This is a genomic window from Pseudomonas sp. B21-047, from assembly GCF_024748775.1.
Taxonomy (GTDB): domain Bacteria; phylum Pseudomonadota; class Gammaproteobacteria; order Pseudomonadales; family Pseudomonadaceae; genus Aquipseudomonas; species Aquipseudomonas capeferrum.
The window spans coordinates 4,599,649-4,625,537 of the sequence record NZ_CP087169.1 but is presented as its reverse complement, the minus strand read 5'-3'; the positions used below and the strand labels follow the sequence as shown (position 1 = coordinate 4,625,537).

Below are 25,889 nucleotides of genomic sequence, written 5' to 3'. Positions count from 1 at the left end.
GCGCGCAGGCGCGGTGCAAGGTGCTGAGGCGGTTTATTTACGAATGGTAGGGGGCTTCGAGGTGCTTGGCTTGGGTGTTGAGGTGCTGTCGAGATCGAGCGCCCTCATGCTCAAGGCATGTACGAGGCGCTCGATATCATCAGCACAGCGGTCGCATCAAGCGCCGTGGCACTTCTTGAATTTCTTCTCGCTGCCGCAGGGGCAAGGATCGTTGCGGCCAACGTCCTTCAGGGCGTTACGCACCGGCTCCTGATGGCCGTGGTTGCAGTGCGGGCCGTGCACATGGCCATGGTCGTGATCGTGCGGGTGATCATGATCGTGGTTGCAGTCAGGGCCATGAACATGGGGTTGCTGGGTCATTGCAGGGTTACTCCGGTAAGAAATCACCGGGGATTATCTCACCACTGCGCGACAAGTGCAGGTCCCGATGGATGAGTAGCCCCGTGGCCAGTTCCCCCTGCAGGGTGTAGTGCAGCGGTTGTTCGCTTTTGAGCAGCTTGGCCAGTGGTTTGAGGTGCTGCCACAAGTTGGTCCGCGCGGTGATCTTGAACGTGCGCCGAGCATGGCCGCCAACGCTGCGCCAGACACTGGTCTCATCCTGCACCAGCAGCAGGTCGTTGAGCCGTATCGAATACGCCAGGCTACGGATGAACAGCCGGCTGTCGTTCGGGTTGTCGACACGCAGGTGCAGCACGAATTCCTGCTGCAGCAACTTGGCCTTGACCGTCTCGACCTTGACCAGATGTACCTCGGGTTCGCGCCAGTCGTCGCCGCCCCAGCTGGCGCAGCCGGCCAGCAGGGCCAGCAAGGCGCCAAGCACGAGTACGCGGGCCTGGGCGATCATGTTCAGCTGGCCACGTAGCTTGCGCAGCATTTCTTGAATTTCTGACCGCTGGCGCACGGGCAAGGGTCGTTGCGCCCGGCCTTGAGCCCGACCGTGGGGTCGATGAAGTACCAGCGCCCATCATGCTGGACGAACGCCGAACGCTCGCGGTGTTGGTGATCGCCCTCCTGATCGTGCCAGCGAGCGGTGAAGGTGACAAAGCCGTGCTCAGGCTGGCCACCCAGCACCTCGGCGTTTTCCACTTCCAGCCCCAGCCAGGTGCTCTGTGCGCTCCAGCTGGCCATCGCGGCACGGTCCAGTGCCGCCTGCTGGGCCGGCAGGGTGGTGTGCACCAGGTAATCGATCAGGCCCAGCACGTAAGCGCTGTAGCGCGAGCGCATCAGCGTCTGGGCATCGGGGGCCGGGGTTCCGGCATGGTAGTGCCCGCAGCAGGCGTCCAGCAGGTTGCCACTGCCACAAGGGCAGACCGAGACACTCATCATCACCACCAGTACTTTCCAAAATTTTCAGGGTTGGCCCAGAACCGTGCATTGAGCCAGTCCGGGACTTGCTTGTAGTCATGTAGATCATAGGTGAACAGGCTCAGTACCTGCCCTTCACGACGGAATTTTTCGCTGGCCGACAAGGCCAGGGCGAAGAAATCGGTGTCTTGCCAGCCGCAAGCCGAGAGGTCGGCCAGCACGGCAACCCGGCTGGCATTGAGGTTGCGAATGCCACCGAGCAGTTCCAGGCCCGTGCGTTTGGGCAGGTGTTCCAGGCAGTCCACCAGTACCGCCAAGTCGAAGCGCTGGTTTGCCAGGTCAACCGGCAGCGGCCCAGGCGCGGTCGTTGCGATCACCACCTGCGGGTGAGCCTGGGCAAAGGCGTCCAGCGCGGGGAAGCGTGTGCCTACCAGCAACAGGCGTTGGGGGGTGAAACGATCGAGCAGGGCTGCCAGGGCCTGCTGGGGGGTGCGCTGGGAGAAACCGTCGGTCATTGCCAATCCTCGTTCAAGTCGTCCAAGACTAGCGGGCCGCAGCGCGTGGGCAAAGCGTCATGTGACTGCGTCGTGGCTTATTGCTGGCAGGGATGGAATGTGCGGTCTTTACTGCCAGAGATCGGCCTTATGCCGATTCCCCCTAGGAGATGCGACGAAAATGAGCATAGTACGCACAGCGATACCCCTGGTACTGCTCACCAGTGTGTTGACTGGTTGTGCAGGTTTGCAAAAGACCGACTGGCCGAAGTGTGCTGCCGTCGGGGGTGTAGGCGGCGCCGCCTTGGGCGCCATCGAGAGTTCCAGCTGGGCTGGCTGGGGCGCGTTGCTGGGCGGTGGCCTGGCGGCGGGCTATTGCTGGGCCCATGGCGATGGCGACGAGGATGGTGACGGCGTGCCGGACAGCCGAGACAAATGCCCAGGCACCCCGCGCGGCGTGCAGGTCGATGCCAATGGCTGCCCACCGGAGCCGGTCGCGGTGGTCGAGGAAGTGGTGGTGCAGAAGGAAGAAGTCATCGTCATCCGTGACGTGCACTTCGAGTTCGACTCTGCACGCCTGACTGCAGCCGATAAAGAGCGCCTCAATACCATCTCCACCCGCCTCAAGCAGGAAGCACCCAGTGCGCGGCTGAGTGTCAGTGGCCATACCGACAGTGTCGGGTCAGACAGCTATAACCAAAAACTGTCCGAGCGCCGTGCTCATTCGGTGACCGATTACCTGGTCGAAAGCGGCGTACCCCGCAGCAGCTTCGTCTCGGTGGTCGGTGCGGGTGAAACCCAACCTGTGGCAGACAATGCCACCGCCGATGGGCGCGCCATGAACCGTCGCACGGAGATCAAGATCCAGCGCTGACGGCCCGCGCCCGCGCCTTGGGCAGTGGCGCGGGCGCGCTTTCAAACCGGCAAGCCGGGTGTGGCCAATGACACAGGCAGCCAGTGCAGGTACTGTTGGCCGCACGGCCCGCTCGAACGGGCCGTTTAGACAGAACAATAAATGCAGGGGGCGGGGCATGAAATTCATCCTGGGCCTGGGCAAGGTCCTGACGGTTGTCTTCTGGGGTGTGGTGCTGTTCAATCTGCTGCTGCCACAACCACTGCCATTCAATCTTCTGATCAATACGGCAGGCATTGTCCTGCTGAGCCTGCATGTGCTCGAGGTGCTGTTCTTCAACGCCAGCCTGCGTGGCCGTAGCCACCGGTGGTTCGACCGTCTGCAGATCCTGCTGACGGGTATTTTCCATGTCATGTCCATTCCTCGTGCGCAGGAGGCGCCGCGCAATGCGTAATCTGATGTTGCTGGCCATGTTGGCTGCTCCCCTGGCCCAGGCCGAAACCCTTGAAGTGGCGTCCAATTCCATGCTGCGCCTGCCCGACAAGTCGGCCAGCGTGCACTTGGAGCATTTGCGCGTGGCCGATTCGGCGACGTTGCTGCTGCCTGCCACGCTGACCGAGTTGACCATCGATCATCTGCAATTGGGGCGTGATGCGCGTATCGCCATTGCCCCTTCTGACCACCCGTTGCGCATCGAGGTGCGCAACGCCCAAATGGGCGAGGGTAGCGAGATCAGTGCCCCGGGTGCGTCGGGCACCTACCAGCGTGCGGCCCGTTCCGGTCGAAGCCTGGACCTGAAGCTGGAGGAGGTCGATGCCGGGCTGTTGTCGATCGACGCACGAGGTGGCGCGGGTGCGCCCGGTTATGCCGGGCTCGACGGCGCCAACGGCCAGCCTGGCGGCTGTACCTGGGGCCAGGCCAGCCGCGGCGCCAATGGCGATGACGGAGGCAATGGGCACGATGGCGCGGCGGGTGGGCGAATTCGCCTGAGCCTGCCGCAAGGTTTTGCCCAGGAGCGCATCGTGGCGCGCCTGGATGGCGGTGCGCCAGGCCAGGCCGGTGCCGCTGGCAAGGCCGGCAAGGGCGGGGCGAGCAAAGGGTGCCTGGTGTATCGCACCGATGCCGGCGCCAGTGGCCGGCCAGGGCAACCGGGCCAGCCAGGCTTGGCCGGCGCTTCAGGTGAGTTGATCCTGCAACGCCTTTGACGTTAAAGGGCGGCGTGGCCCAAGGGGGCGCGTCGCCTACAGCATCAATCGCGAACTGGCCACTGCCACCACGGCGATGCCCAGCAGCAGGTTGATGCCGACCATGCGTCGAATCCTTCCCAGCACCGCAGCCCCCGCTGGCCAGTCCTCTGCTTGCACGGCCGTTTTCAGCTCCGGCAACAGTAACGCCTGGATGCGCATGAACAGAGCGAACATGGCGATACCGCCACCGATCATCACCTGCACGTACTTGGGCGCGGTCTCCAGGCCCGTGAAGCGCATGTGCAACATGCCGATACCACTTATCGCCAAGATCGCCACTGCCACCCAGACCCAGCCGAAGAAGCGTCGGAAAACTTCCACCCACAGCCGCAGGCGAGCAGGCCCGTCGAGGGCTGCAACCGTTGCCGGGCGCAGCACCAGCCAGGCGAAGAACATGCCGCCGACCCAAACCAGGGCGGCCAGGACATGCAGTGTGTAGGGCAGGGCAAAGGCAAGCATCCGGATCTCCATGCGGCATAAAGGGCAATAGCGGGGTATGATAGCCGCCCCATGCGAAACACTGAAAATATATCCAGCCCTTCGGGCGCCTGCAGACCATGATCAGCAACGAACTCAAAGCCACTATCCAAGGCGCCTACTCGCGTTTTCTCGAAGCCAAGAGCCTCAAGCCGCGTTACGGCCAGCGCCTGATGATCGCCGAAGTGGCCAAGGTACTTGGCGACATCGCCTGCGACGATGAAGGCCGCCGCGCCGGCGAGCCTGCCGTGGTCGCGGTGGAGGCCGGTACCGGTACCGGCAAGACGGTCGCCTATGCGCTGGCCGCGATTCCGGCTGCCAAGGCGGCCGGCAAACGCCTGGTCATCGCCACCGCCACCGTCGCCCTGCAGGAGCAGATCGTCTTCAAGGACCTGCCCGACCTGATGCGCAACAGCGGGCTGAACTTCAGCTTCGCTTTGGCCAAGGGGCGCGGCCGTTACCTGTGCCTGTCCAAGCTCGACGTGCTGCTGCAGGAAGGCCACGCGCAGTCGGCCACCGCCCAGTTGTTCGAGGAAGAAGGCTTTCATATCGAGGTCGACGAGCGCAGCCAGAAGCTGTTCAACAGCATGATCGAGAAGCTGGCGGGCAACCGCTGGGATGGCGACCGTGACAGCTGGTCCGAAGCCCTGGAAGACCAGGACTGGTCACGCCTGACCACCGACCATAGCCAGTGCACGGGCCGCCACTGCCCGAACTTCCAGCAGTGCGTGTTCTACAAGGCGCGCGAAGGCATGGGCAAGGTCGACGTGATCGTGACCAACCATGACATGGTCCTGGCTGACCTGGCCCTGGGTGGCGGCGCGGTGCTGCCCGACCCCCGCGACACCCTGTACGTGTTCGACGAAGGCCACCACCTGCCGGACAAGGCCATCGGCCATTTCGCCCATTACTCGCGCCTGCGCTCCACCGCCGACTGGCTGGAGCAGACCGCCAAGAACCTGACCAAGCTGCTGGCCCAGCACCCGCTGCCGGGGGACCTGGGCAAACTGATCGAGCAGGTGCCGGAGCTGGCCCGCGAGATCCGTACCCAGCAGCAGTTCATGTTCACCCTGTGCGAGCAAGTCGCGGACTTCCGCCCCAGTGAAGACACCGAGGGCCGTGAGCGCCCGCGCTATCGCTTCGAAGGCGGTGTGGTGCCGGAGCAGATCCGCGAGGTGGGCATCGAGTTGAAGAAGGGCTTTGCCCGCCTCAACGATCTGTTCACCCGCCTGGCCGACCTGTTGAAGGAAGGCATGGACGGTGAAGTCAATATCGGTATCGCCAGCCATCAGGCCGAGGAATGGTACCCGCTGTTCGGCAGCCTGGTGACCCGTGCCCAGGGCAACTGGGAACTGTGGACGGCATTCACCGCCGAAGACCCCGAGGACAGCCCGCCCATGGCGCGCTGGCTGACCCTGGCCGAGAGCGGTGCGCTGTTCGACATCGAAGTCAACGCCAGCCCCATTCTGGCGGCCGAAATGCTCCGTCGCAGCCTGTGGAGCGTCGCCCACGGTGCGCTGGTAACCTCCGCCACGCTCACCGCCCTGGGCAAGTTCGACCGTTACCGCATGCGCTCTGGCCTGCCTCGCGATGCTGTTACCTGCGTGGTGCCCAGCCCATTCGTGCATGGCGATGCCGGCGTGCTGCGGGTGCCCGACCTGGGCGCCGATCCGCGTGATGCGACGGCGCACACCGCGGCGATCATCCGTGAACTGCCCAACATGCTCGATGATGCCCGTGGCGCGCTGGTGCTGTTCTCGTCGCGCAAGCAGATGCAGGATGTGTTCGACGGCCTGGACCGCGACTGGCGCAAGCTGGTGCTGATCCAGGGCAACCTCTCCAAGCAGGAAACCCTGAACAAGCACAAGGCGCGGGTCGATGATGGCCAGCACAGCGTGTTGTTCGGCCTGGCCAGCTTTGCCGAGGGGGTCGACCTTCCCGGCGCTTATTGCGAGCACGTGGTGATCGCCAAGATTCCCTTCGCGGTGCCTGACGACCCGGTCGAAGCGGCCCTGGCGGAGTGGATTGAGGCCCGTGGTGGCAACCCGTTCATGGAAATTGCCGTGCCCGACGCCTCTTTGCGCCTGATTCAGGCCTGCGGCCGGCTGCTGCGTACCGAGCAGGATCGCGGTGTCATCACCTTGCTCGATCGACGTCTGGTCACCCAGCGCTACGGCAAGGCTATTCTCAATGCGCTACCGCCGTTCCGGCGGGAGATTTCCTGACGGCCGGAGCACTCTGCACCGGCTTGTTGTCCATCACTCAGTCTTGGGCTCATGAGGGCCCTGAAGGAGAGCCCCAGCCTTATGGTCCGCCGTACCCTGCCTGTCGTATTCGCCCTGTTGTTCAGCTCGCCATTATTGGCCGGGCAGCAGACGCTGTTCAGCTTCGTGCGCCCGGCCTCGGTGGTCAATGTGGTGACCGAGGATGCTGGCATGCCGCAGTACAACGCAGAGCAGACGGCCGGGGGTGAGGTGTTGCGGCGCGTGGTGTTCAACCCGGCCGAGCGCCCGACCTTGCGCCTGAGCCCGCAGAGCGGTGTGTGGGACTGGTCAGCCGGGCAGTTCCTGACCTTGCGCCTGCAAAGCGCAATGGACTGGGCGCTGACCGTGGACGTTACCGTGTTGGGCAGTGATGGCCGCACGCTGACCAGCCGCATCGACCTGCCTGCAGGCCCCGCCCAGACGGTGATGGTACCGCTCAAGGCCAGCTCGCCGTTGAGCCAGGGCATGCGCGCCGGGCCGCCGATGCCATGGGCGTACGCAGGCCAACGCCTGCTGCTGACCAGCAGCGCGGGTGCGGTCGACCTCAAACAAGTGGCGTCTGTCAGCCTGACGATCCCCAATCCCAAGGTGGCGCAGAACCTGCTGATCGAGAAAGTGGGTATTCAGGATGACGACCAGGCCTACCAGGCCGCCTACCATGAATTGATCGACGCTTACGGCCAGTCCACACGCGGCCAATGGCCAGAGAAGATTGCCAGCGACGAGCAGCTCAGGGCTGCCGAAGGCCGTGAGCAGCAGCAACTCAAGGGCTGGTTGGCAGGGCACGGCAAGCAGCAACTGGACAGCTATGGCGGGTTGCTGGGCGGGCCGGCGTTCGAGGCCAAGGGTTTTTTCCGTACCGAGAAGCGTGATGGCCGCTGGTACTTGGTCACGCCAGAGGGCAACCCGTTCTACTCGCTGGGCGTCAATGCCGTGGCCGCTGATGGCGGGCGCACCTACGTCGAAGGCCGGGACGGCATGTTCAAGGCGCTGCCGGCCGAGGGCGATCCGCTGGCGGCGTTCTATGGCAAGGGTAACAACGACGATGGCAATGCCTCTTCGCAAGGGCGTAACTTCAAGCAGGGGCGCTGGTTCGACTTTTATGCCGCCAATATCCAGCGCACCTATGGCAAGCCTTGCCTTCCCAGCGTCGAGGGCCAACCGGCAGCCGATTGCCCACCGCAGGTGCTGGATGCCACGCGCTGGCAGGCGCACGCGCTCGACCGCCTGCAAGCCTGGGGTTTCAATACCCTGGGTAACTGGAGCGACCCTGGCCTGGGCCAGGCCAAGCGCATGCCCTATACCTTGCCGCTGTCAATCGTTGGTGACTATGCCAGCATCAGCACCGGCATGGACTGGTGGGGCAGCATGCCCGACCCCTTCGACCCTCGCTTTGCCATGGCTACAGAACGTGCCGTCGCCATCGCCGCCCGGGACCACCGCGATGACCCCTGGCTGATCGGCTACTTCGCCGACAACGAACTGGCCTGGGCCGCACCGGGCAATGACCCCAAGGCGCGCTACGGGCTGGCCTATGGCACCTTGCGCCTGACCACCGATGTGCCCGCCAAGCGCGCCTTCCTCAAGCAGCTGCGTGACAAGTACCGCAACCAGGAGGGGCTGTCCAAGGCCTGGGGGATCGAACTGTCCGCCTGGGAGCTGATGGAAGACCCAGGGTTCGAGGCGCCTTTGCCCAACCCCGAGCACCCGGAGATCGAGCGGGACTACCAGCACTTCCAGCAGGTGTTCGCCGAGACCTACTTCAAGACCATCGCCGACTCGCTGAAGTGGCATGCGCCCAACCACCTGTTGCTTGGCGGCCGTTTTGCGCTCAGTACACCGGAGGCGGTCAAGGCCTGCGCCGAGTTCTGCGATGTGCTGAGCTTCAACTTCTATACCCTCAAACCCGAGGACGGTTACGACTTCGCTCGCCTGGCCGAGCTGGACAAGCCGGTGCTGGTGTCCGAGTTCCAGTTCGGTTCCCGCGACCGCGGGCCATTCTGGCCGGGGCCGCTGGAGGTGGCGCGTGAAGAGGACCGAGGGCCTGCCTATGGCAACTTCCTCAAGGCCGCGTTGGCGCAGCCGATGATCGTCGGCGCGCACTGGTTCCAGTACCTGGACCAACCGGCCAGTGGGCGGTTGCTCGATGGCGAAAACGGCCACCTGGGGCTGGTGGCGATCACCGATGTGCCGTATCCGGGGTTCGTCGAGGCCGTACGCAAAAGCAACCAGCAGGCCATTGGTCAGTTGCGCACGCAACTGGCCAAGCCGCTCCCCTGAGCCATCGGGGCCGTCAAACGGCCCCTTTGCTGGCGACCATCGAGCCTAAGCCAGTTTGCAAAACCGCCAACTACTGAAACAATGCACGCCATTTTCAGACGGTCGTACGGAGAACAGCGGGTGCAGATCCAGGGTCACTATGAGCTGAAGTTCGAGGCGGTGCGTGAAGCCTTCGCCGAGTTGTTCGATGATCCCCAGGAGCGTGGTGCGGCGCTGTGCATCCAGGTGGGCGGCGAGACCGTGATCGACCTGTGGGCGGGCACCGCCGACAAGGACGGGCAGCAGGCCTGGCACAGCGACACTATCGCCAACCTGTTCTCCTGCACCAAAACCTTCACTGCGGTCACCGCCTTGCAGTTGGTGGGCGAGGGCAAGCTGGCACTGGACGCTCCGGTGGCCCGTTACTGGCCCGAATTCGCCCAGGCCGGCAAGCAGTCCATCACCCTGCGCCAGTTACTCAGCCATCGTGCGGGCCTGCCGGCCATCCGTGAACTGCTGCCTGCCGAGGCATTGTATGACTGGCAGGCGATGGTCGATGCCTTGGCCGCCGAAACCCCTTGGTGGACGCCTGGGGTCGAACACGGTTATGCCGCCATCACGTACGGCTGGCTGGTCGGTGAGCTGATCCGCCGCGCTGATGGTCGTGGCCCAGGCGACTCGATCGTGGCCCGTACGGCGCGGCCGCTGGGGCTGGACTTTCATGTCGGCCTGGCCGACGAAGAATTCCATCGCGTGGCGCATATTGCGCGCGGCAAGGGCAACCCCGGCGATGCCGCTGCCCAGCGCTTGCTGCAGGTGACCATGCGCGAGCCTGAGGCGCTGTCCACCCGCGCCTTTACCAACCCGCCGGCGATTCTCACCAGCACCAACAAGCCCGAGTGGCGGCGCATGCAGCAGCCGGCGGCAAACGGCCACGGCAATGCCCGTAGCCTGGCCGGGTTCTATGCCGGCCTGCTCGATGGCAGCCTGCTTGAATCCGAGCTGCTCGACGAACTGACGCGCGAGCACAGTATCGGCCAGGACCGCACGCTGCTGACCCAGACCCGTTTCGGCCTGGGCTGCATGCTCGACCAGCCCGAGGTGGCCAATGCCACCTTTGGCCTCGGTGCCCGCGCCTTCGGGCACCCTGGCGCGGGCGGCTCGGTAGGTTTCGCCGACCCGGAGCACGATGTGGCCTTTGGCTTTGTGGTCAATACCCTGGGCCCCTATGTGCTGATGGACCCAAGAGCGCAGAAACTGGTACGCGTGCTTGCCAGTTGCCTTTGATCGGGTAATGCGGGTATTGGCCAACCCCTTTGACTATCCTCAATGCCAACGCCTGAATGCGTAGGCAAAATTTCTTTCTATTTCATGGTGTATCGCTGATGTCTTCACATAAAACCTTAGCACTCGCCCTGTGCCTGACCGCCGTTACCGGCTGCGCCAGTCACTCCCCGGACGCCGCGAAGGGCAGTGGCTCCAGCTGGTGGCCTTTTGGTTCGGACCAGGTTGCCGAGCAGGAAGTGAAGGAAGCCGTCACCGAGAAAGTGGCCAAGGCCGATGCCAAGTCGGAAAGCGCTAGCCGCTGGTGGTGGCCATTCGGCGGTGACGACAAGCAGGCCAAAGGGCCGGTCGTACCGAAGATCGACCAGAAGGCTACCCAAGCCTGGCTGGACGAATACGAGCCCAAGCTGCGTGAAGCCATCAAGGACAGCAAACTGGAGCTGGAGCGCCGTGACAATGTCCTGGCGGTGACCATCCCGGTGGACAGTTCGTACAACCCTGACCGCCCGAACATGCTGCTGCCGATGACCCTGGGGCCGATCACCCGTGTAGCCAAGAGCGTCGAGGGCGATGCCAAGACCGCGGTGCTGGTATTGGGCCATGCCGACAGCAGCGGTGCTGCGGCTGTCAACCAGAAGCTCAGCCTGGAGCGCGCCGCTTCGGTGTCGGCGATCTTCCGCCTCAGTGGCCTGCAGCGTGATCGCCTGATCCTCAAGGGTATGGGTTCGGTCATGCCGCGTGCCGCCAACGACAGCGCCGAAGGCCGTGCCCTGAACCGCCGTGTGGAAATGCTGCTGACGCCGCAGAACACCATGGTCGCGCTGTTGGCCAAGTACCAACAGGCCACGCCGGCACCTACCCCAGCTTCGATGGTTGCTGTTCAGGATGCCAAGGCGCCTGCCGCCAAGGCTGCCACCAGCAAGCCCGCCGCCAAGGGCGCTACCAAACCTGCCGCGAAAAAGCCTGTCGCCAAGGCCAAGGCACCTGCCAAGACTGCTGCCAAGAAGAAGGCCGCACCGGTCAAGCCCGCCGCCAAGAAGGCGACCGTTGACAAAAAAGTAGCCGCCAACAGCCCTGCGAAGACCAACTGATCGTCAAGGAAACGCAGCCATGACCCAATCCCTGGCCGATATGCGCCGCGACTACACCCGTGATGGCCTGGCTGAAGCCCAGGCCCCGGGTGAGCCGTTCGCTTTGTTCCACCAGTGGTTCGCCGATGCGGTGAAAACCGAGCAACCCCCGGTCGAAGCCAACGCCTTGACCCTAGCCACGGTCGATGGCGAGGGTCGCCCCCATTGCCGCGTACTGCTGCTCAAGGGGCTCGATGAGCGTGGCTTTACCTTCTTTACCAACTACGAAAGCGCCAAGGGCCAGCAGTTGCAGGCTAACCCTTTCGCCGCCATGACGTTCTTCTGGCCAGCGTTGGAGCGCCAGGTGCGCATCGAAGGGCGGGTTGAAAAGGTCACGGCCAAGGAGTCGGACGACTACTACCAGGTGCGCCCTCTGGGCAGCCGCCTGGGAGCCTGGGCCTCGCCTCAGAGCCAGGTCATCAGTGGCCGTGAAACGTTGGAAGCGTTGGTGAAGGCGACCGAAGCACGGTTCTCCGACACTCAGCCGCACTGCCCGGAGCATTGGGGCGGGTATCGCCTGTTGCCTGAGCGGGTCGAGTTCTGGCAGGGGCGTACCAGCCGCTTGCATGACCGGATGAACTATCGTCTGGTCGATGGGCAATGGCTGCGGGAGCGGTTGGCGCCTTGAAATCCTTGGGGCTGCGCAGCAGCCCCAAGATTGCAACGCTACCCCTGATAAGCCGCCGCCTCACGCGCCAACCACTCCGCCAGCGCCTTGCGCCTGACCTTCTGCACCCGCGCCTGCTCCAGCCGCCGCAGCATGTACTCACGCTTGCGCACATCCTCCCCGGCCAGCGACAGCGCCAGGTCGCGGTCCATCCAGCGGCGCATCCGCACATACAGCCACCCATGGAAGTACAGCCCTGCGACAGTCGTGACCACGACGATGAAGTAATCCATGGCTATCCTTGGTCTCACTTGAAAGGCCCACGATACAGTCCAGGTAGGCTGTACCCAGGCTGAATGAAAACAATTTTATTACGTCTGTGCCGTGACAGCCGTCAATGTGCAGCGTCTAATGAACACCGATGACTTATGGAGACTTTACCCATGCGTAAATCCGCTTTGCTGGTGGCGACCTTCACCACCATGTCGCTGTTGCTGGGGGGCTGTGCCTCGAGCCTGACCGGCGATAGCTACTCCCGTGATGAGGCCCGTCGCGTGCAGACCGTACGCATGGGGACCATCGAATCCTTGCGCCCGGTCAAGATCGAAGGCACCAAGACCCCGATCGGCGGTGGCGCGGGTGCGATTGTCGGCGGCGTTGCCGGCAGTGCAGTCGGGGGTGGCCGTGGCAGCATCGTCGCGGCAGTGATTGGTGCGGTTGCCGGTGGCCTGGCAGGTTCTGCCGCCGAAGAAGGCATCACCCGTACCCAGGGTGTGGAAATCACCGTGCGTGAAGACGATGGCAGCATGCGTGCCTATGTGCAGGCCGTTCAGGAAAACGAGATTTTCCGGGTTGGCGAACGTGTTCGCATCATGACCGTCGACGGTACCAGCCGCGTCTCGCACTGAGCCTTGCACCGGCTGTAGCGCAAAAACGCAAAACCCCGATCTGGCCACGCCAGTCGGGGTTTTTTTATGCCGCTTCTACTTTAGTGCGTGCGGGGGGCGCGGCTGGCCATGGCGGTAACGGCATAGCCGACGACCGCAGCGATGAACGAGCCGGTGAGAATGCCCATACGGTCCATGCCCGCATAGTCACTGCTGCCTGGCACGAAGGCCAGGGAACCTACGAACAGGCTCATGGTGAAGCCGATGCCGCAGAGTATCGCCACCCCCAGCAACTGCCCCCAGCTTGCACCCGTAGGCAACGCCGCCAGGCGAAGCTTGATCGCAAGCCAGGTCAGGCCGAACACCCCCACGGTCTTGCCCGCCAGCAAGCCGACAGCGATACCCAGCGGTACCGGGTGGGTGAAGCTTTCTAACGTCATGCCGGCCAACGAGACACCGGCGTTGGCGAACGCGAACAGCGGCAGAATGGCATAGGCCACCCAAGGGTGCAGGGCGTGTTCCAGCGACAGCAGCGGCGAGCTTTCCGCATTGCGTGTGCGCAGTGGAATGCACAGCGCCAGGGCGACGCCCGCCAACGTGGCGTGGACACCGCTCTTGAGCACGCATACCCAAAGCACCAGGCCGACGATCAGGTAAGGCCCGAGCTTGATTACGCCAAGCCGGTTCATGGCTATCAGCGCTACCAGGCAGGCCGCTGCCAGCATAAGTGACACGCTGGACAAGGTACCCGAGTAGAACAGGGCAATGACAATGATTGCACCCAGGTCATCGATGATCGCGAGGGTCATCAGGAACAGCTTGAGCGACGCCGGGACACGCTTGCCCAGCAATGCCAGCACGCCAAGGGCAAAGGCGATATCGGTGGCGGTGGGGATGGCCCAGCCGGCGACGGCTGCAGGGTTGTCGCGGTTGATGAACCAGTAGACCAGTGCCGGTACCACCATGCCACCCACTGCGGCGGTAGCGGGCAGGATGACCTGCGAGGGCTTCGACAGCTGGCCGTCGACCACCTCGCGCTTGACCTCCAGGCCGATGAGCAGGAAGAACAGCGCCATGAGGCCGTCGTTGATCCACAGCAACAAAGGCTTGGCGATCTCCAGTGCGCCAACCTTGACGGCGACCGGGACGTCCAGCAGGCCGTTGTACAGGTAGGACAAAGGTGAGTTGTTGATGACCAGAGCAAGGATGGCCGCAGCGATCAGCAGCAGGCCGCTGGCGGCTTCGAGCTGAAAGAATCGGGTGAAGAGGCTACGCACGGGCTATGGGCTCTCCATGAGAGGTTGATTACGGAACGGGCGTACACCCTAGCTTGTGGCGATATGCTTTAGAACAAAAACTATATTCGTTTTTGTTATATCGTATTGCCGCCTTGGCTGTGGGAAGCCTAGACGCAGCTGAGGAATGGTGAGGTAGGGGAAATCTGATTATTCGCGCAGACTTTTCTGGCGATGGTCATGCTCCCTGCGCAGGCTTGCCCGCGCAGGGGCGCATGAAACTTGCTGCCTTACAGCCCGAGCATGTCCCGCGCTACCGCCTCGGCAATGCGAATGCCATCGACGCCTGCCGACAGGATACCGCCCGCGTAGCCTGCGCCTTCACCCGCCGGGAACAACCCCCTCATGTTCAGGCTCTGGTAGTCCTCGCCACGGGTAATGCGCAGCGGCGAAGAGGTACGCGTCTCGATACCGGTCAATACCGCGTCATGCAGGTTGTAGCCCTTGATCTGCCGATCGAATGCCGGCAACGCTTCGCGGATCGCCTCGATGGCGAAATCCGGCAAGCTGGGCGCCAGGTCACCCAGGGTCACGCCTGGCTTGTACGAAGGCTCGACACTGCCCAGGGCAGTGGACGGCCTGCCGGCTACGAAGTCACCGACCAACTGCGCCGGGGCCTGGTAGTTGCTGCCACCCAGGACATAGGCGTGCGCCTCCAGGCGTTCCTGCAGCTCGATGCCGGCCAGCGGGCCGCCCGGGTAGTCGCGCTCGGGGTCGATGCCGACGACGATGCCGGAGTTGGCATTGCGTTCGTTACGCGAATACTGGCTCATGCCGTTGGTCACGACGCGGCCAGGCTCGCTGGTGGCGGCGACCACGGTGCCGCCTGGGCACATGCAGAAACTGTAGACCGAACGGCCGTTCTTGGCGTGATACACCAGTTTGTAGTCGGCAGCGCCCAGTTTCGGGTGGCCGGCATACTTGCCCAGACGGGCCTTGTCGATCAGCGTTTGCGGGTGTTCGATACGGAAACCGACCGAGAACGGCTTGGCCTCCATGAATACGCCCTTGGCATGCAGCATGCGGAAGGTGTCGCGGGCACTGTGCCCCAGGGCCAGAACCACATGGCGTGACTGCAGCTGCTCGCCGCTTGCCAGCACCACGCCGGTCAGCTGGCCGTTATCGGTCAGCAGGTCGGTGACTTTCTGCTCGAAACGCACTTCACCGCCCAGGGCGATGATGTCCTGGCGCATCTGCTCGACCATGCCGGTCAGGCGGAAGGTGCCGATGTGCGGTTTGTTGATGTAGAGGATCTCATCCGGCGCGCCGGCCTTGACGAACTCTTCCAGCACCTTGCGGCCGTGGTGCAGCGGGTCCTTGATCTGGCTGTACAGTTTGCCGTCGGAGAAGGTCCCGGCGCCGCCTTCGCCGAACTGCACGTTGGATTCGGGGTTGAGCACGCTCTTGCGCCACAGGCCCCAGGTGTCCTTGGTGCGCTGGCGTACTTCCTTGCCGCGTTCGAGGATGATCGGCTTGAAGCCCATCTGCGCCAGCAGCAATCCGGCAAAGATGCCGCAAGGGCCAAAGCCGACCACGATCGGGCGCTGTGCGAGCTCGGCGGGGGCGTGGCCCACGTACTTGTAGGTGACGTCGGGGGCTACGCCGATGTTGCGATCGTCTTCGAACTTGCGAAGCAGCTCGGCCTCGTTGCTGGCTTCGAGGTCGATGGTGTAGATGAACAGCAGTTCGCTGTTTTTCTTGCGTGCGTCGTAGCTGCGCTTGAACAGGTTGAAGCTGAGCAATTGCTCATCGTTGATGCCCAGGCGCTGGACGATGGCTTCGCGCAGGGCTTCGTCGGGATGGTCCAGGGGCAGCTTCAGTTCGGTGATTCGTAGCATGGCAGGGTCCAGTATCCCGGCCATGGGCGGCCGGCGGCTTTACACAAACCGCCAAGTATAAGCTGTTCGCCGCCCCGACTGGCAGGATAAAAGCGCCCGGTGATCAGTTGTCGCGCGCACCGCCGTAGTAACCGCAGCCTTGCAGGGTCTTGCCGTCGATGCGCAGCTCGGCGCGCAGGTGGCGCACCGCCCCGGTGGCGACGTCCACGCAGCGTTGCGGTGCGACCCAAAGCTCCACGTGCTGGCCGTTGGCCTCGCTGGTCAGGGTCAGGCCACCACCTGGCACTTCCTCTTCCAGAAACGGCAGGGGCAGCGGCGCTTGGCCAACCCGGCTGACGACCATGCCCTTGCCGCTGGCCTTGATGTCCCAGTCAGGTTCGTGGCCATTGGCGCGCAGGGTCAGTTGCTTGAAGTTGGGGTCTTCGCAGGCGCGGGGCGAGGGCTCCAGGCGGTACAGCCGGCGCACTTCGAGCTGGCCGTCGTTGGTGGCCTGCTTGCTGCCGGTAAGGCGCCCGCGCACATCGGCGAACAGCTTGTCGCCGGCATCCTTGGCGAGGTTGGCGGCTTCCTGCAGGACCCCGGTGCCAGCGACGTCGTTGATCACGAAACGGCGGCTTTCATTGCAGGGCTTGAACAGCAACTGGCCACCGGCGGCGCTCAGTTCGCCCTGCATGCGCGTGGTGCCGATGTTTGGGTCGCTTGGGGTGTCAGCCATCAGTTGGCAACCGGCGAACAGGGGCAGCAGGGCGGTGAGCAGCAGGGTAGGGGTGAGGCGCATGGGGCGGGCTCCGGCGATGTTCCTGAAAGCAGGCCACGTTACGCAGGGTGCACGGGGATCACAAGCATTGTCGGTATCCGACTCAGGCCACATGAACCCAACAGGCAGAAAAAAGGGCCCGAAGGCCCTTTGTTCATCAACCCCCCAGGTACGCGTCACGCACCTTGGGGTCACTCAGCAGTGACTCACCCGTTCCTTGCATCACCACCCGCCCGTTCTCCAGGACATAGGCACGGTCGGCGATCTTCAGCGCCTGGTTGGCGTTCTGTTCCACCAGGAACACGGTCACGCCGTCACGGCGCAACTGTTCGATGATGTCGAAGATCTGTTGGATGATGATGGGTGCCAGGCCCAGCGATGGCTCGTCGAGCAGCAGCAGCTTGGGTTTGCTCATCAGCGCCCGGCCAATGGCGAGCATCTGCTGCTCGCCACCGGACATGGTGCCGCCACGCTGGATGTAACGCTCCTTCAGGCGCGGGAACAGCTGCAGGACTTTGTCCAGCTGCTCCTGGTAGTCGCCCTTGTCGGTGAAGAAACCGCCCATGGCGAGGTTTTCTTCCACCGTCAGGCGGGCGAACACACGGCGCCCTTCCGGGACCACGGCGATACTCTTGCGCATGATGTGCGAAGAGGTCTGGCCGACCAGCTCTTCGCCCAGGTACTTGATGCTGCCGCTATGGGCCTGCGGCGAGCCGCACAAGGTCATCAGCAGTGTTGATTTGCCCGCGCCGTTGGCACCGATCAAGGTGACGATCTCGCCCTGGTTGATCTCCACGTTGACGCTGTGTAGCGCCTGGATCTTGCCGTAGAAGGTGGAAACGTTCTCGAACTTCAGCATTTACGCCTCCCCCAGGTAAGCCTTGATCACTTCAGGATTGTCGCGAATCTGCTCCGGCGTGCCATCTGCCAGGGGGGTGCCCTGGTTGATCACCACGATATGGTCGGAAATGCTCATCACCAGCTTCATGTCGTGTTCGATCAGCAGCACGGTGACGTTGTGTGACTCGCGCAGATAGGCGATCAGTGCCTTGAGGTCTTCGGTCTCTTTCGGGTTAAGGCCTGCTGCTGGTTCGTCGAGCATGATGATCCGTGGCTGGGTCATCATGCAGCGGGCGATTTCCAGGCGGCGTTGCTGGCCGTAGGCGAGGGTGCCGGCGGTACGGTTGGCAAACTCGGTCAGGTTGACCTTCTCCAGCCAGTACTGCGCGCGCTCCATGGCCTCCTTCTCGCTGCGGCGGAAGCTCGGGGTCTTGAACAGGCCGGCGAAGAAGTTGGTGTTCAAGTGCCGGTGCTGGGCGATCAGCAGGTTCTCCAGCGCGGTCATTTCCTTGAACAGGCGCACGTTCTGGAAGGTCCGCACCACGCCCTTGCGGGCGATCTGGTGGCCGGCCAGGCCCTGGATCGGCTGGCCATCGAGCAGGATGGTGCCACCGCTGGGTTTGTAGAACCCGGTGAGGCAGTTGAACACCGTGGTCTTGCCTGCGCCGTTCGGGCCGATCAGCGCCACCACCTGTTTTTCCTTGACGGTCAGGGCCACGCCATTGACCGCCAACAAGCCGCCGAAGCGCATGCTCAGGCCGCTGACTTGCAGAATTTCGCGGCTCATCGACGCAGCTCCATGTGTGGACGTTGCATAGGCAGCAGGCCTTGCGGACGCCAGATCATCATCAACACCATCAGCGCACCGAACATCAGCATCCGGTATTCGCTGAACTCACGCATCAGCTCGGGCAGCAGGATCATCACGATGGCCGCGAGAATCACGCCCAGTTGTGAACCCATGCCACCGAGCACGACGATGGCGAGGATGATCGCCGACTCGATGAAGGTGAACGACTCCGGTGTCACCAGGCCTTGCCGGGCAGCGAAGAAGCTGCCGGCGAAACCGGCGAAGCAGGCACCCAGGGTGAATGCCGAGAGCTTGATCACAGTGGGGTTCAGGCCCAGTGCGCGGCAGGCGATCTCGTCTTCACGCAAGGCTTCCCAGGCACGGCCGATGGGCATGCGCAGCAGGCGGTTGATGACGAACAGCGCCAGCAGGGCCAGCAGCAGGGCCACCAGGTAGAGGAAGATGACCTTGTTGATCGAGTTGTACGCCAACCCGAAGAACTCATGGAAGGTCTGCATCCCCTCGGCCGCACGGCGTTCGAAGGTCAGGCCGAAAAGCTCGGGCTTGGGGATGTTGCTGATGCCGTTGGGGCCGCCGGTCCAGTCGGTGAGGTTACGCAGGAACAGGCGGATGATCTCGCCGAAGCCGAGGGTCACGATCGCCAGGTAGTCACCGCGCAGGCGCAGCACCGGAAAGCCGAGCAGGAAGCCGAAGGTGGCGGCCATCAGGCCGGCGATCGGCAGGCAGACCCAGAAGCTCCAGCCCAGGTAGTGCGAGAGCATTGCGTAGCTGTACGCGCCCACGGCATAGAAGCCCACATAACCCAGGTCGAGCAGGCCTGCCAGGCCGACCACGATGTTCAGGCCCAGGCCCAGCAACACGTAGATCAGGATCAGCGTGGCAATGTCGACCGCACCGCGCGAACCGAAGAACGGCCACACCAGCGCGACCAGGATCAGCCCGATGATGATCCAGCGCTGAGTCTTGGGCAGGGTCAGGTAGTTGCTCACGGCCGGCGAGATCAGCTTGCGGTCCGAGCGGCGGCTCATGACCGAGCTCCACTGCTTGTCGAACAGCACGCGCAGGAACATCAGCACCGAGCACACGGCGATGATGCTGATGGTGAACGAGCCCTGGCTGTGCACCACCAGGCTGATGCCGTCGATGCTCAGTTTTAGGCCCAGTACCGGGAAGGCCACGGCCCATACCAGCAAGGCGCTGAAGAACGCCTGTTTGAGATTTTTGTTCATACTTTTTCAACCTCCGGGCGGCCCAGGATGCCGGTCGGCCGGAACAGCAGGACAAGCACCAAGAGACCGAATGCCACTACGTCCTTGTACTGGTCGCCGAAGATATCGGCGCCGAAGGCCTCGGCCACACCCAGCACCAGCCCACCGAGCATGGCGCCCGGAATGCTGCCGATGCCACCCAGCACCGCTGCGGTGAAGGCTTTGAGGCCCACCAGGAAGCCGGCGTTGGGGTTGATCACCCCGTACTGCATGCTCAGCAGCACGGCCGCTACCGCTGCCAGTGCGGCACCGATGACGAAGGTGAGGGCGATGATGTTGTTGGTGTTGATGCCCAGCAGGTTGGCCATCTTGATGTCCTCGGCGCAGGCGCGGCAGGCGCGGCCCAGACGGGAACGGGAGATGAACAGGGTGAGCAGGGTCATGGCCACCAGGGTGACGACGAACACCAGGATCTGCATGTAGCTGATCAGTACCTCTTCAGCGCCGCCCGGCCCGAAGGAGAAGCTCCCGGGGATCAGGTTGGGGATGGATTTGTCCTTGGAATCCTGCGAGAGCAAGACCGTGTTCTGCAGGAAAATCGACATGCCGATGGCGGAAATCAGCGGGATCAGACGGTTGCTGTTGCGCAGGGGGCGGTAGGCAACCCGTTCGATGCTGTAGCCATAGGCACTGGTGACGAAGATCGTCGCGACGAAGGCGACGGTCATCAGGATCGGCAGCGAATGGATACCCATCATGGCCAGGCCCGCCAGGGCGATGAAGGCCACGTAGGAACCGATCATGTACACCTCGCCGTGGGCGAAGTTGATCATGCCAATGATGCCGTACACCATCGTGTAGCCGATGGCGATCAAGGCATAGGTGCTGCCGATGGTCAATCCATTAACCAGTTGTTGGAAGAAATGGTAGATCTCAGGCATTACAGCGCTCCTAAAAACCTGATTTGCATTTCGCTGGCGGGGGTAGGCCAGGAAACCGCGAGTGACGGTTTTAAGATTTTCAGGTGGCCGGCTCCCGGATCGCGGGAATCACGGCCATGAACCTCGTAAAACAAAGCCCACTGCTCGCACAGTGGGCTTTTACGGTCAGCTATTTAGTCACGCAGTTACTGAGGGGAGACTTCGGTCTTCGGCTTGCCGAAGTGCCATTCGTAGACCACGAACTTGAAGTCTTTGAGGTCGCCTTTTTCGTCGTACGACAGCGTGCCGGTAGGGGTCTTGAAGGAGCCGGCGTGGATGGCGGCTGCCACCTTGTCGGTGTCTTCGGACTTGGCGGCCTCGATGCCTTTGGCGATCAACTCCACGGCGGAGTAAGCCGGGAACACGAACGGACCGCTCGGGTCCTTGCCGTCAGCCTTGATGGCATCGACGATGGCCTTGTTCTCAGGGTCGGCGTCGAACGACTTCGGCAGGGTGACCAGCAGGCCTTCGGAGGCGTTCTGGGCGATCTGCGAGATCGAGTCGTTGCCTACACCTTCTGGGCCCATGAACTTGGCTTTCAGGCCTTTTTCCTGAGCCTGGCGCAGGATCAGGCCCAGCTCTGGGTGGTAGCCGCCGTAGTAGACGAAGTCGACGTTGTTTTGCTTGAGCTTCTGGATGATCGAGGAGAAGTCCTTGTCACCGGCGTTCAGGCCTTCGAAGACGGCAACCTTGGTGCCTTTGCCTTCCAGGGTCTGCTTGACGGCGGTGGCGATGCCTTCACCGTACTGCTGCTTGTCGTGCAGCACTGCAACGACCTTCGGCTTGACGTGGTCGGCGATGTAGTTGCCGGCCGCAGGGCCTTGGGCGCTGTCCAGGCCGATGGTGCGGAAGATCAGCTTGTAGCCACGGGCGGTGATTTCCGGGCTGGTGGCGGCCGGGGTGATCATGATCACGCCTTCGTCTTCGTAGATGTCGGACGCAGGCTGGGTAGAGCTGGAGCACAGGTGGCCGATGACGAACTTGACGCCGTCGTTGACCACTTTGTTGGCGACTGCCACGGCCTGTTTAGGGTCGCAGGCGTCGTCGTATTCCTTGGCTTCGAGCATCTTGCCATCGACGCCGCCCTTGGCGTTGATGTCTTTGATGGCTTGCTTGGCGCCGATGAACTGCATGTCGCCGTACTGGGTGACAGGGCCGGTCTTAGGCCCCGCGATCCCGATCTTGATGGTATCGGCGGCAAACGAATGGCTGGCTACCCCTGCCAGAACCATTGCGGCGAACAGCTTGGAAATCTTGATCATAGTGCTCCACTCATTCTGTTGTAATTCTTATAGTCCTGGCGGCCAGGGCTACAGACCGGGCGGGAATTGCGGTATGGCCACGCCATACTGCATGCCCACCTTCCCCCGGAACATGTCCCGGAACTGTACCGGTACAGTGTAGAGCGCTGTTCGAGCGCTTGAAAAGCGGTCAAAAAGTACCTGGTTCCTGGGTTGTCGCTTGATCGACACAAAGATACAGAAAAGCGCCATCAATTTGCCTGTACCTGCGGCCCAACCCCACAAGTTCGGGGCCGATCGACCAAATTACGTATTTGAAACCGGGTTTTTCTGCAAAAATAGCGGCCTTTTTTATTGGCCGATTTTTGCGGGTAGCAACCCATGACTGATCAAACAAGCACCCTCTATGCCAAATTGATTGGCGAGACGGCAATCATCGAGTGGAAAGCGCTGGAGCGCTTCTGGGCAAAGGGTGACCTGATTTGGGTCGACCCCAGCCTGGACCTGATCGCCGTTGCCGAAGCGATGGCCGAGAATCGCGGCGAGATCTTCGCCAAGTGGCGTAGTGATGGCGCTGTTGGCCCGGTGACTGCCGAGCAGGCGCTGGACCTGCAAAACCGCGATCCAGAGATCTGGGCGGTGGTGGTTTCACCGTTTATCGTGATTCAGGTGAAGCGCGCTGAGTGAACGCGATCGTTTTTGGTGCGTGAAAATGCGCAGCCGCCTCAATCTGGTGCTTGGGGGCGATCAGATGGGTGGAGGTAAGTAACAATTCGGCGTGGCGGTAACAGTTTACGGGATGCGTAATGGGGCCGCTGCGCGCCTTGAAAATAACAAAATGTGCCAGGAGTCGTTCATGAGCTCACAACTACCTTCGCTAGCCTTCGCCGGAATCGGCCTGATGGGCTTGCCCATGTGTCGGCGCCTGCTGGCTGCCGGTTACCCGCTGACGGTGTGGAACCGCAGCCCCGACAAATGCGCCGAGCTGGTAGCAGCTGGCGCGCGACTGGCGGCAACCCCGGCCGAGTTGTGCCGCGACAGCGACATGGTGCTGCTGTGCCTGGCCGATACGGCGGTGGTGCGCGAAGTGGTGTTCGGTGAGCAAGGCATCGCGCAGGGTGGGCGCAGTGGCCAGTTACTGATCGATTTTTCGAGCCTCGAACCGACCGCCACCCGGGAGATGGCCGCTGCGCTCGCGGCCTTGTCTGGCATGGCTTGGCTGGATGCCCCGGTGTCCGGTGGCACGCCGGGCGCCGAGGCCGGCACCTTGGCCATCATGGTCGGTGGCGAGGCCGCCGACCTGCAGCGTGCACTCCCCGTACTGCAGGCCCTTGGCCAGCGAGTGACGCACATGGGCGCCGTTGGCGCCGGCCAGGTGACCAAGGCCTGCAACCAGATGATCGTGGCCTGCAATGCCCTGGTGATCGCCGAAGTGGTGGCATTGGCCGAGCAGTCAGGCGTGGACGCGACACTGATCGCCGAGGCCTTGGCGGGCGGCTTTGCCGATTCGAAACCGCTGCAGATCCTTGCCCCGCAAATGGCCGAGAGCCGCTTCGAGCCGATCAAGTGGCATGTGCGGACGTTACTCAAAGACCTCGACAGCGCAGTCAAATTCTCTCGCGAGCAGGGCTCGGCGACACCGCTCAGTGGCCTCGCCGCGCAATTGATGCGCCTGCACGGTAGCCAGGGCTATCTGCAAAAAGATCCGGCGACCCTGGTAGCGCTGTATCGCAGTAAGGGCTGAGCAGGCCATTGCGCCGTTGCAGCCGCTCCAGGATCGGCCGCAATTCGCCCAGCGGCACCGGGCGGCTGAGCAAGTAGCCCTGCAGGTAGTCGCAGCCGTGGGTTTCGAGGAATTCCAGCTGTTCGACGGTTTCGACGCCCTCGCTGACCACCTGCAGGTGCAGGGTGTGGGCCATGACGATGATGGCCTGGACGATCTCGCGGTCTTTCTGGCTGCCTGGCACATCCTGCAGGAAGGTTCTGTCGATCTTCAGGATGTCCAGCGGCAAGCGTTTGAGGTAGGCCAGCGACGAGTAACCGGTACCGAAGTCATCGATCGACAGGGCCACGCCCTGGGCGCACACGCGCTTGAGCAGGCTGACAGTGCGCTGGATGTCCCCCATCAATGCGTTTTCGGTAATTTCCAGCTCCAGGTGGCGGGGCGCCAGGGCTGAGTGAAACAACGCTTTCTCCACCTCGCTGGCCAGTTCATCGTGACTGAGCGTGACTGCCGAGCAGTTCACCGTGACCTTGAGGTCGCCATAACCGTGGCGGTGCAGTTGCGCCAGGTCGGCACAGGCGTGGCGCAGCACCCACAGGTCGAGGTCGATGATCAAACCATTGGCTTCGGCGATGCCGATGAAACGGTCGGGCCCGAGCAGGCCGTGTTGTGGGTGCTGCCAGCGCACCAGGGCTTCGAGCTTGGCCACCTGGCCATTGTGCAGGTCGAAGATCGGTTGGTAATGCACGCACAGCCCGCGTTCTTCCAGCAGCGCGATGCGCAGTTCCTCTTCCAGCTGCAGGGCAAGCGTGGCCCGGGTTTTAAGGCTGTCGTTGAAGAAGGTCAGGCTGTTGCGCCCGTTGCCCTTGGACTGGTACAGGGCAAGGTCGGCGTGCTTGAGCAACTCTTCGGCGGTGTTGCCATCGTCGGGGAAAATGCTGATACCGATACTGGTGGTCATGACCATGCGCCGGCCACCCAGGTCGATGGGGTCCTTCATTCGCTGCATGATGCGCTGCGCCAGGTGGCGTGCTTCATCACGGTTGTTGAGGCTGGTGACCACGCAGAACTCGTCGCCACCAAAGCGCGCCACCAGGTCCTGGCTGCGGGTGGCTGCCTTGATGTGGTTGGCGATCACTTTGAGCAGTTCGTCGCCGGCAGCATGGCCAAGGCTGTCATTGATGCGTTTGAAATGGTCGATGTCGAGAAACATCACCGCCAGGCGGTTGTCATCGGCGTTCTGTTCGGCGAGGCGCTCGGCGAACACTTGATTGAAGCCGCGGCGGTTGATCAGATTGGTCAGGGCGTCGTAGTGCGCGGCCTGTTGCAGCGAGGCTCGCGCCTGGTCCAGTTGGTTGAGCAACATGCTGACCCGGCGCAGGTCGTGCTCCTTGCTTTGCAGCTTCTTGTCGGCCAAGGCCGCACTGATGCTGGCACCACTGATCAGCAGCGTGATGAATGCAATGGTCAGCCCCAGTTGCAGGCTGTTGTCGGCTGACGGCAGACGCAGCGCAGTGTCGGCGGGGATGACCAAGGTCATGGCCGACATGGCCGTGAAGTGGGTCGCGACGATGCCGCCGGCCATCAGCAGGCTAGCGCCGTACTTCAGGGCCTGGTGCAAGGTGCCGCTACCGTTGCGAAAGCGCCGCGCCAGCAGCAGCGCTGCGAGGCTGGTGAGCAGGGCGATGGCCATGGAGGTCAGTAGCAGCCCGGTCTGGTAGTACTGTTGAGCGCCGGTCTCGAGGGCGGCCATGCCGACAAAATGCATGAAGATGATGCCGGCTGCGATGAGTACTGCACGCTTCAGATAATGATACGGGCGCATGTGCCTACGGTTGATGCTGTTCATGCCCACCCAGGCGACGATCAGGGCAATGAGCAGCGACAGCACGGTCAGCGACACATCGTAGTGAACTTCGAGCGGGGCCTGAAAGGCCAGCATGCTGATGAAGTGCATGGCCCAGATACCGCCGGCGAGGCAGCAGGCGCCGAGCATGCGCCATTGGCGTTGCGCCGTGGCCTGTTCGCTATGGGACTGGCGCTCGGCCATGTACAGGGTCGCAAAGCACCCCGCGCAGGCCACGGTATAGGCGAGCAGTACCAGGAAGGGTTCATGGCGACAATCGATGACGATTCGTCCGGTTGCCGGAAGATCGGCGAACAGTTGCAGACCCAGCCATTCCATTGCGTGCCTCTTGGTCGAGTTTTCACTCGTCTGCGGTACAACCCTTGGCAGACTGTCCAGAGGCAGTATAGGAAGAGGTAGTTAGCCCTTCCTGAATAATGGCAATTTGATTTCTATGATTTGGTTATGAGGCCAATCGCAGCAAGGCATATGGCCGCTCCCGTTGCAGGAGCAGCCTTGTGTTGCGATGGGCTGCCAAGCAGC

Annotated in this window: 26 protein-coding genes; 11 read left to right on the top strand and 15 right to left on the bottom strand. The window is 62.8% G+C overall.

What is annotated here, in order from left to right; all coding sequences use genetic code 11:
• Nucleotides 1-156: 156 nt before the first annotated feature.
• From LOY26_RS20910 to LOY26_RS20895, 4 genes are read right to left on the bottom strand one after another with little or no spacing between them, the layout of a single operon-like run.
• Nucleotides 157-360 carry an SEC-C metal-binding domain-containing protein gene (locus LOY26_RS20910; protein WP_033702646.1) on the bottom strand — a complete coding sequence of 68 codons (204 nt, stop codon included), beginning with the start codon at nucleotides 358-360 and terminating at the stop codon, nucleotides 157-159.
• A gap of 7 nt (nucleotides 361-367) precedes the next feature.
• Nucleotides 368-844, bottom strand: coding sequence for an LEA type 2 family protein (locus tag LOY26_RS20905; protein ID WP_033702988.1), 477 nt, complete (start codon nucleotides 842-844; stop codon nucleotides 368-370).
• Between the two features lie 2 nt (nucleotides 845-846).
• Nucleotides 847-1,323, bottom strand: a complete 477-nt coding sequence (locus tag LOY26_RS20900; protein ID WP_186656851.1) for a YchJ family protein — start codon at nucleotides 1,321-1,323, stop codon at nucleotides 847-849.
• A gap of 2 nt (nucleotides 1,324-1,325) precedes the next feature.
• Entirely contained in the window at nucleotides 1,326-1,820 is a 495-nt protein-coding gene (locus LOY26_RS20895) for a DUF6231 family protein (RefSeq protein WP_033702644.1), read from the bottom strand.
• 160 nt (nucleotides 1,821-1,980) lie between these two features.
• Here LOY26_RS20895 and LOY26_RS20890 point away from each other — a divergent pair, with 160 nt between their 5' ends.
• From LOY26_RS20890 to LOY26_RS20880, 3 genes are all read left to right on the top strand, one after another.
• Nucleotides 1,981-2,673, top strand: a complete 693-nt coding sequence (locus LOY26_RS20890) for an OmpA family protein (protein WP_033702643.1) — start codon at nucleotides 1,981-1,983, stop codon at nucleotides 2,671-2,673.
• A 157-nt stretch (nucleotides 2,674-2,830) separates the two neighbouring features.
• A complete protein-coding gene (locus tag LOY26_RS20885; RefSeq protein WP_033702642.1) occupies nucleotides 2,831-3,106 on the top strand; it encodes a DUF1145 domain-containing protein in 276 nt (91 codons plus the stop codon).
• A complete protein-coding gene (locus LOY26_RS20880) occupies nucleotides 3,099-3,857 on the top strand; it encodes a collagen-like protein (protein WP_186656853.1) in 759 nt (252 codons plus the stop codon). The genes LOY26_RS20885 and LOY26_RS20880 overlap by 8 nt, the downstream gene beginning before the upstream one ends.
• A 36-nt stretch (nucleotides 3,858-3,893) precedes the next feature.
• Here the strand turns inward: LOY26_RS20880 and LOY26_RS20875 are convergent, their stop codons facing one another.
• Nucleotides 3,894-4,358 carry a CopD family protein gene (locus tag LOY26_RS20875; RefSeq protein WP_033702640.1) on the bottom strand — a complete coding sequence of 155 codons (465 nt, stop codon included), beginning with the start codon at nucleotides 4,356-4,358 and terminating at the stop codon, nucleotides 3,894-3,896.
• A gap of 98 nt (nucleotides 4,359-4,456) precedes the next feature.
• On the opposite strand from LOY26_RS20875, the gene dinG reads away from it, so the two are divergent.
• The 5 genes from dinG to pdxH all read left to right on the top strand — a co-directional run bounded on the left by dinG (nucleotide 4,457) and on the right by pdxH (nucleotide 11,941).
• Nucleotides 4,457-6,601, top strand: coding sequence for an ATP-dependent DNA helicase DinG (dinG, locus tag LOY26_RS20870; RefSeq protein WP_033702639.1), 2,145 nt, complete (start codon nucleotides 4,457-4,459; stop codon nucleotides 6,599-6,601).
• 81 nt (nucleotides 6,602-6,682) lie between these two features.
• Complete coding sequence (locus tag LOY26_RS20865) at nucleotides 6,683-8,920, top strand: beta-galactosidase (RefSeq protein WP_186656856.1); 2,238 nt, start codon at nucleotides 6,683-6,685, stop codon at nucleotides 8,918-8,920.
• Between the two features lie 120 nt (nucleotides 8,921-9,040).
• A complete protein-coding gene (locus LOY26_RS20860) occupies nucleotides 9,041-10,186 on the top strand; it encodes a serine hydrolase domain-containing protein (protein ID WP_186656859.1) in 1,146 nt (381 codons plus the stop codon).
• Between the two features lie 98 nt (nucleotides 10,187-10,284).
• Complete coding sequence (locus tag LOY26_RS20855; protein ID WP_258714056.1) at nucleotides 10,285-11,274, top strand: OmpA family protein; 990 nt, start codon at nucleotides 10,285-10,287, stop codon at nucleotides 11,272-11,274.
• Between the two features lie 19 nt (nucleotides 11,275-11,293).
• Complete coding sequence (gene pdxH / locus LOY26_RS20850) at nucleotides 11,294-11,941, top strand: pyridoxamine 5'-phosphate oxidase (RefSeq protein WP_033702635.1); 648 nt, start codon at nucleotides 11,294-11,296, stop codon at nucleotides 11,939-11,941.
• A 38-nt stretch (nucleotides 11,942-11,979) separates the two neighbouring features.
• Here the strand turns inward: pdxH and LOY26_RS20845 are convergent, their stop codons facing one another.
• Entirely contained in the window at nucleotides 11,980-12,213 is a 234-nt protein-coding gene (locus LOY26_RS20845; RefSeq protein ID WP_033702634.1) for a hypothetical protein, read from the bottom strand.
• Nucleotides 12,214-12,363: 150 nt separating this feature from the next.
• Between LOY26_RS20845 and LOY26_RS20840 the strand changes: the two genes are divergently transcribed.
• A complete protein-coding gene (locus LOY26_RS20840) occupies nucleotides 12,364-12,828 on the top strand; it encodes a glycine zipper 2TM domain-containing protein (protein ID WP_033702633.1) in 465 nt (154 codons plus the stop codon).
• A gap of 80 nt (nucleotides 12,829-12,908) precedes the next feature.
• Here LOY26_RS20840 and nhaA read toward each other — a convergent pair whose 3' ends face one another.
• From nhaA to LOY26_RS20800, 8 genes are all read right to left on the bottom strand, one after another.
• Entirely contained in the window at nucleotides 12,909-14,084 is a 1,176-nt protein-coding gene (nhaA, locus tag LOY26_RS20835) for a Na+/H+ antiporter NhaA (RefSeq protein WP_186656864.1), read from the bottom strand.
• 248 nt (nucleotides 14,085-14,332) lie between these two features.
• Nucleotides 14,333-15,940: an NAD(P)/FAD-dependent oxidoreductase gene (locus LOY26_RS20830; protein ID WP_033702631.1), complete on the bottom strand. Its 1,608-nt coding sequence runs from the start codon at nucleotides 15,938-15,940 to the stop codon at nucleotides 14,333-14,335.
• Between the two features lie 103 nt (nucleotides 15,941-16,043).
• Nucleotides 16,044-16,718, bottom strand: a complete 675-nt coding sequence (locus LOY26_RS20825) for a COG3650 family protein (RefSeq protein ID WP_186663455.1) — start codon at nucleotides 16,716-16,718, stop codon at nucleotides 16,044-16,046.
• 136 nt (nucleotides 16,719-16,854) lie between these two features.
• Complete coding sequence (locus LOY26_RS20820) at nucleotides 16,855-17,556, bottom strand: ABC transporter ATP-binding protein (protein ID WP_033702629.1); 702 nt, start codon at nucleotides 17,554-17,556, stop codon at nucleotides 16,855-16,857.
• Complete coding sequence (livG, locus tag LOY26_RS20815) at nucleotides 17,557-18,324, bottom strand: high-affinity branched-chain amino acid ABC transporter ATP-binding protein LivG (RefSeq protein ID WP_033702628.1); 768 nt, start codon at nucleotides 18,322-18,324, stop codon at nucleotides 17,557-17,559. It abuts the gene before it with no gap.
• Complete coding sequence (locus LOY26_RS20810; protein ID WP_033702627.1) at nucleotides 18,321-19,577, bottom strand: high-affinity branched-chain amino acid ABC transporter permease LivM; 1,257 nt, start codon at nucleotides 19,575-19,577, stop codon at nucleotides 18,321-18,323. The genes livG and LOY26_RS20810 overlap by 4 nt, the downstream gene beginning before the upstream one ends.
• Nucleotides 19,574-20,497, bottom strand: coding sequence for a high-affinity branched-chain amino acid ABC transporter permease LivH (livH, locus tag LOY26_RS20805; RefSeq protein WP_008097482.1), 924 nt, complete (start codon nucleotides 20,495-20,497; stop codon nucleotides 19,574-19,576). The genes LOY26_RS20810 and livH overlap by 4 nt, the downstream gene beginning before the upstream one ends.
• Before the next feature lie 185 nt (nucleotides 20,498-20,682).
• A complete protein-coding gene (locus LOY26_RS20800; RefSeq protein WP_012313074.1) occupies nucleotides 20,683-21,798 on the bottom strand; it encodes a branched-chain amino acid ABC transporter substrate-binding protein in 1,116 nt (371 codons plus the stop codon).
• Between the two features lie 360 nt (nucleotides 21,799-22,158).
• On the opposite strand from LOY26_RS20800, the gene LOY26_RS20795 reads away from it, so the two are divergent.
• Together LOY26_RS20795 and LOY26_RS20790 are read left to right on the top strand one after the other, a co-directional pair.
• Nucleotides 22,159-22,464 (top strand): DUF2288 domain-containing protein, encoded by a 306-nt coding sequence (locus LOY26_RS20795; protein ID WP_033702624.1) that lies wholly within the window; start codon nucleotides 22,159-22,161, stop codon nucleotides 22,462-22,464.
• Between the two features lie 169 nt (nucleotides 22,465-22,633).
• Nucleotides 22,634-23,521, top strand: a complete 888-nt coding sequence (locus tag LOY26_RS20790; RefSeq protein ID WP_077068736.1) for an NAD(P)-dependent oxidoreductase — start codon at nucleotides 22,634-22,636, stop codon at nucleotides 23,519-23,521.
• On the opposite strand, the gene LOY26_RS20785 is transcribed toward LOY26_RS20790, so the two are convergent.
• Nucleotides 23,421-25,685 carry a bifunctional diguanylate cyclase/phosphodiesterase gene (locus tag LOY26_RS20785; protein ID WP_258714055.1) on the bottom strand — a complete coding sequence of 755 codons (2,265 nt, stop codon included), beginning with the start codon at nucleotides 25,683-25,685 and terminating at the stop codon, nucleotides 23,421-23,423. The two genes, LOY26_RS20790 and LOY26_RS20785, sit on opposite strands and share 101 nt — an antisense overlap.
• Between the last annotated feature and the right edge of the window lie 204 nt (nucleotides 25,686-25,889).

What these genes read in the sequence shown, in the direction of transcription:
- LOY26_RS20855 (WP_258714056.1), top strand. Translation starts at nt 10,285, where the DNA reads ATGTCTTCACATAAAACCTTAGCACTCGCCCTGTGCCTGACCGCCGTT.
- pdxH (WP_033702635.1), top strand. Translation starts at nt 11,294, where the DNA reads ATGACCCAATCCCTGGCCGATATGCGCCGCGACTACACCCGTGATGGC.
- LOY26_RS20785 (WP_258714055.1), bottom strand. Translation starts at nt 25,685, where the DNA reads ATGGAATGGCTGGGTCTGCAACTGTTCGCCGATCTTCCGGCAACCGGA.
- LOY26_RS20900 (WP_186656851.1), bottom strand. Translation starts at nt 1,323, where the DNA reads ATGAGTGTCTCGGTCTGCCCTTGTGGCAGTGGCAACCTGCTGGACGCC.
- livH (WP_008097482.1), bottom strand. Translation starts at nt 20,497, where the DNA reads ATGCCTGAGATCTACCATTTCTTCCAACAACTGGTTAATGGATTGACC.
- LOY26_RS20910 (WP_033702646.1), bottom strand. Translation starts at nt 360, where the DNA reads ATGACCCAGCAACCCCATGTTCATGGCCCTGACTGCAACCACGATCAT.
- LOY26_RS20825 (WP_186663455.1), bottom strand. Translation starts at nt 16,718, where the DNA reads ATGCGCCTCACCCCTACCCTGCTGCTCACCGCCCTGCTGCCCCTGTTC.
- LOY26_RS20845 (WP_033702634.1), bottom strand. Translation starts at nt 12,213, where the DNA reads ATGGATTACTTCATCGTCGTGGTCACGACTGTCGCAGGGCTGTACTTC.
- dinG (WP_033702639.1), top strand. Translation starts at nt 4,457, where the DNA reads ATGATCAGCAACGAACTCAAAGCCACTATCCAAGGCGCCTACTCGCGT.
- LOY26_RS20875 (WP_033702640.1), bottom strand. Translation starts at nt 4,358, where the DNA reads ATGCTTGCCTTTGCCCTGCCCTACACACTGCATGTCCTGGCCGCCCTG.
- LOY26_RS20830 (WP_033702631.1), bottom strand. Translation starts at nt 15,940, where the DNA reads ATGCTACGAATCACCGAACTGAAGCTGCCCCTGGACCATCCCGACGAA.
- LOY26_RS20820 (WP_033702629.1), bottom strand. Translation starts at nt 17,556, where the DNA reads ATGCTGAAGTTCGAGAACGTTTCCACCTTCTACGGCAAGATCCAGGCG.
- LOY26_RS20795 (WP_033702624.1), top strand. Translation starts at nt 22,159, where the DNA reads ATGACTGATCAAACAAGCACCCTCTATGCCAAATTGATTGGCGAGACG.
- livG (WP_033702628.1), bottom strand. Translation starts at nt 18,324, where the DNA reads ATGAGCCGCGAAATTCTGCAAGTCAGCGGCCTGAGCATGCGCTTCGGC.
- LOY26_RS20800 (WP_012313074.1), bottom strand. Translation starts at nt 21,798, where the DNA reads ATGATCAAGATTTCCAAGCTGTTCGCCGCAATGGTTCTGGCAGGGGTA.
- LOY26_RS20880 (WP_186656853.1), top strand. Translation starts at nt 3,099, where the DNA reads ATGCGTAATCTGATGTTGCTGGCCATGTTGGCTGCTCCCCTGGCCCAG.
- LOY26_RS20885 (WP_033702642.1), top strand. Translation starts at nt 2,831, where the DNA reads ATGAAATTCATCCTGGGCCTGGGCAAGGTCCTGACGGTTGTCTTCTGG.
- LOY26_RS20895 (WP_033702644.1), bottom strand. Translation starts at nt 1,820, where the DNA reads ATGACCGACGGTTTCTCCCAGCGCACCCCCCAGCAGGCCCTGGCAGCC.
- LOY26_RS20865 (WP_186656856.1), top strand. Translation starts at nt 6,683, where the DNA reads ATGGTCCGCCGTACCCTGCCTGTCGTATTCGCCCTGTTGTTCAGCTCG.
- LOY26_RS20810 (WP_033702627.1), bottom strand. Translation starts at nt 19,577, where the DNA reads ATGAACAAAAATCTCAAACAGGCGTTCTTCAGCGCCTTGCTGGTATGG.
- LOY26_RS20905 (WP_033702988.1), bottom strand. Translation starts at nt 844, where the DNA reads ATGATCGCCCAGGCCCGCGTACTCGTGCTTGGCGCCTTGCTGGCCCTG.
- LOY26_RS20890 (WP_033702643.1), top strand. Translation starts at nt 1,981, where the DNA reads ATGAGCATAGTACGCACAGCGATACCCCTGGTACTGCTCACCAGTGTG.
- LOY26_RS20790 (WP_077068736.1), top strand. Translation starts at nt 22,634, where the DNA reads ATGAGCTCACAACTACCTTCGCTAGCCTTCGCCGGAATCGGCCTGATG.
- LOY26_RS20840 (WP_033702633.1), top strand. Translation starts at nt 12,364, where the DNA reads ATGCGTAAATCCGCTTTGCTGGTGGCGACCTTCACCACCATGTCGCTG.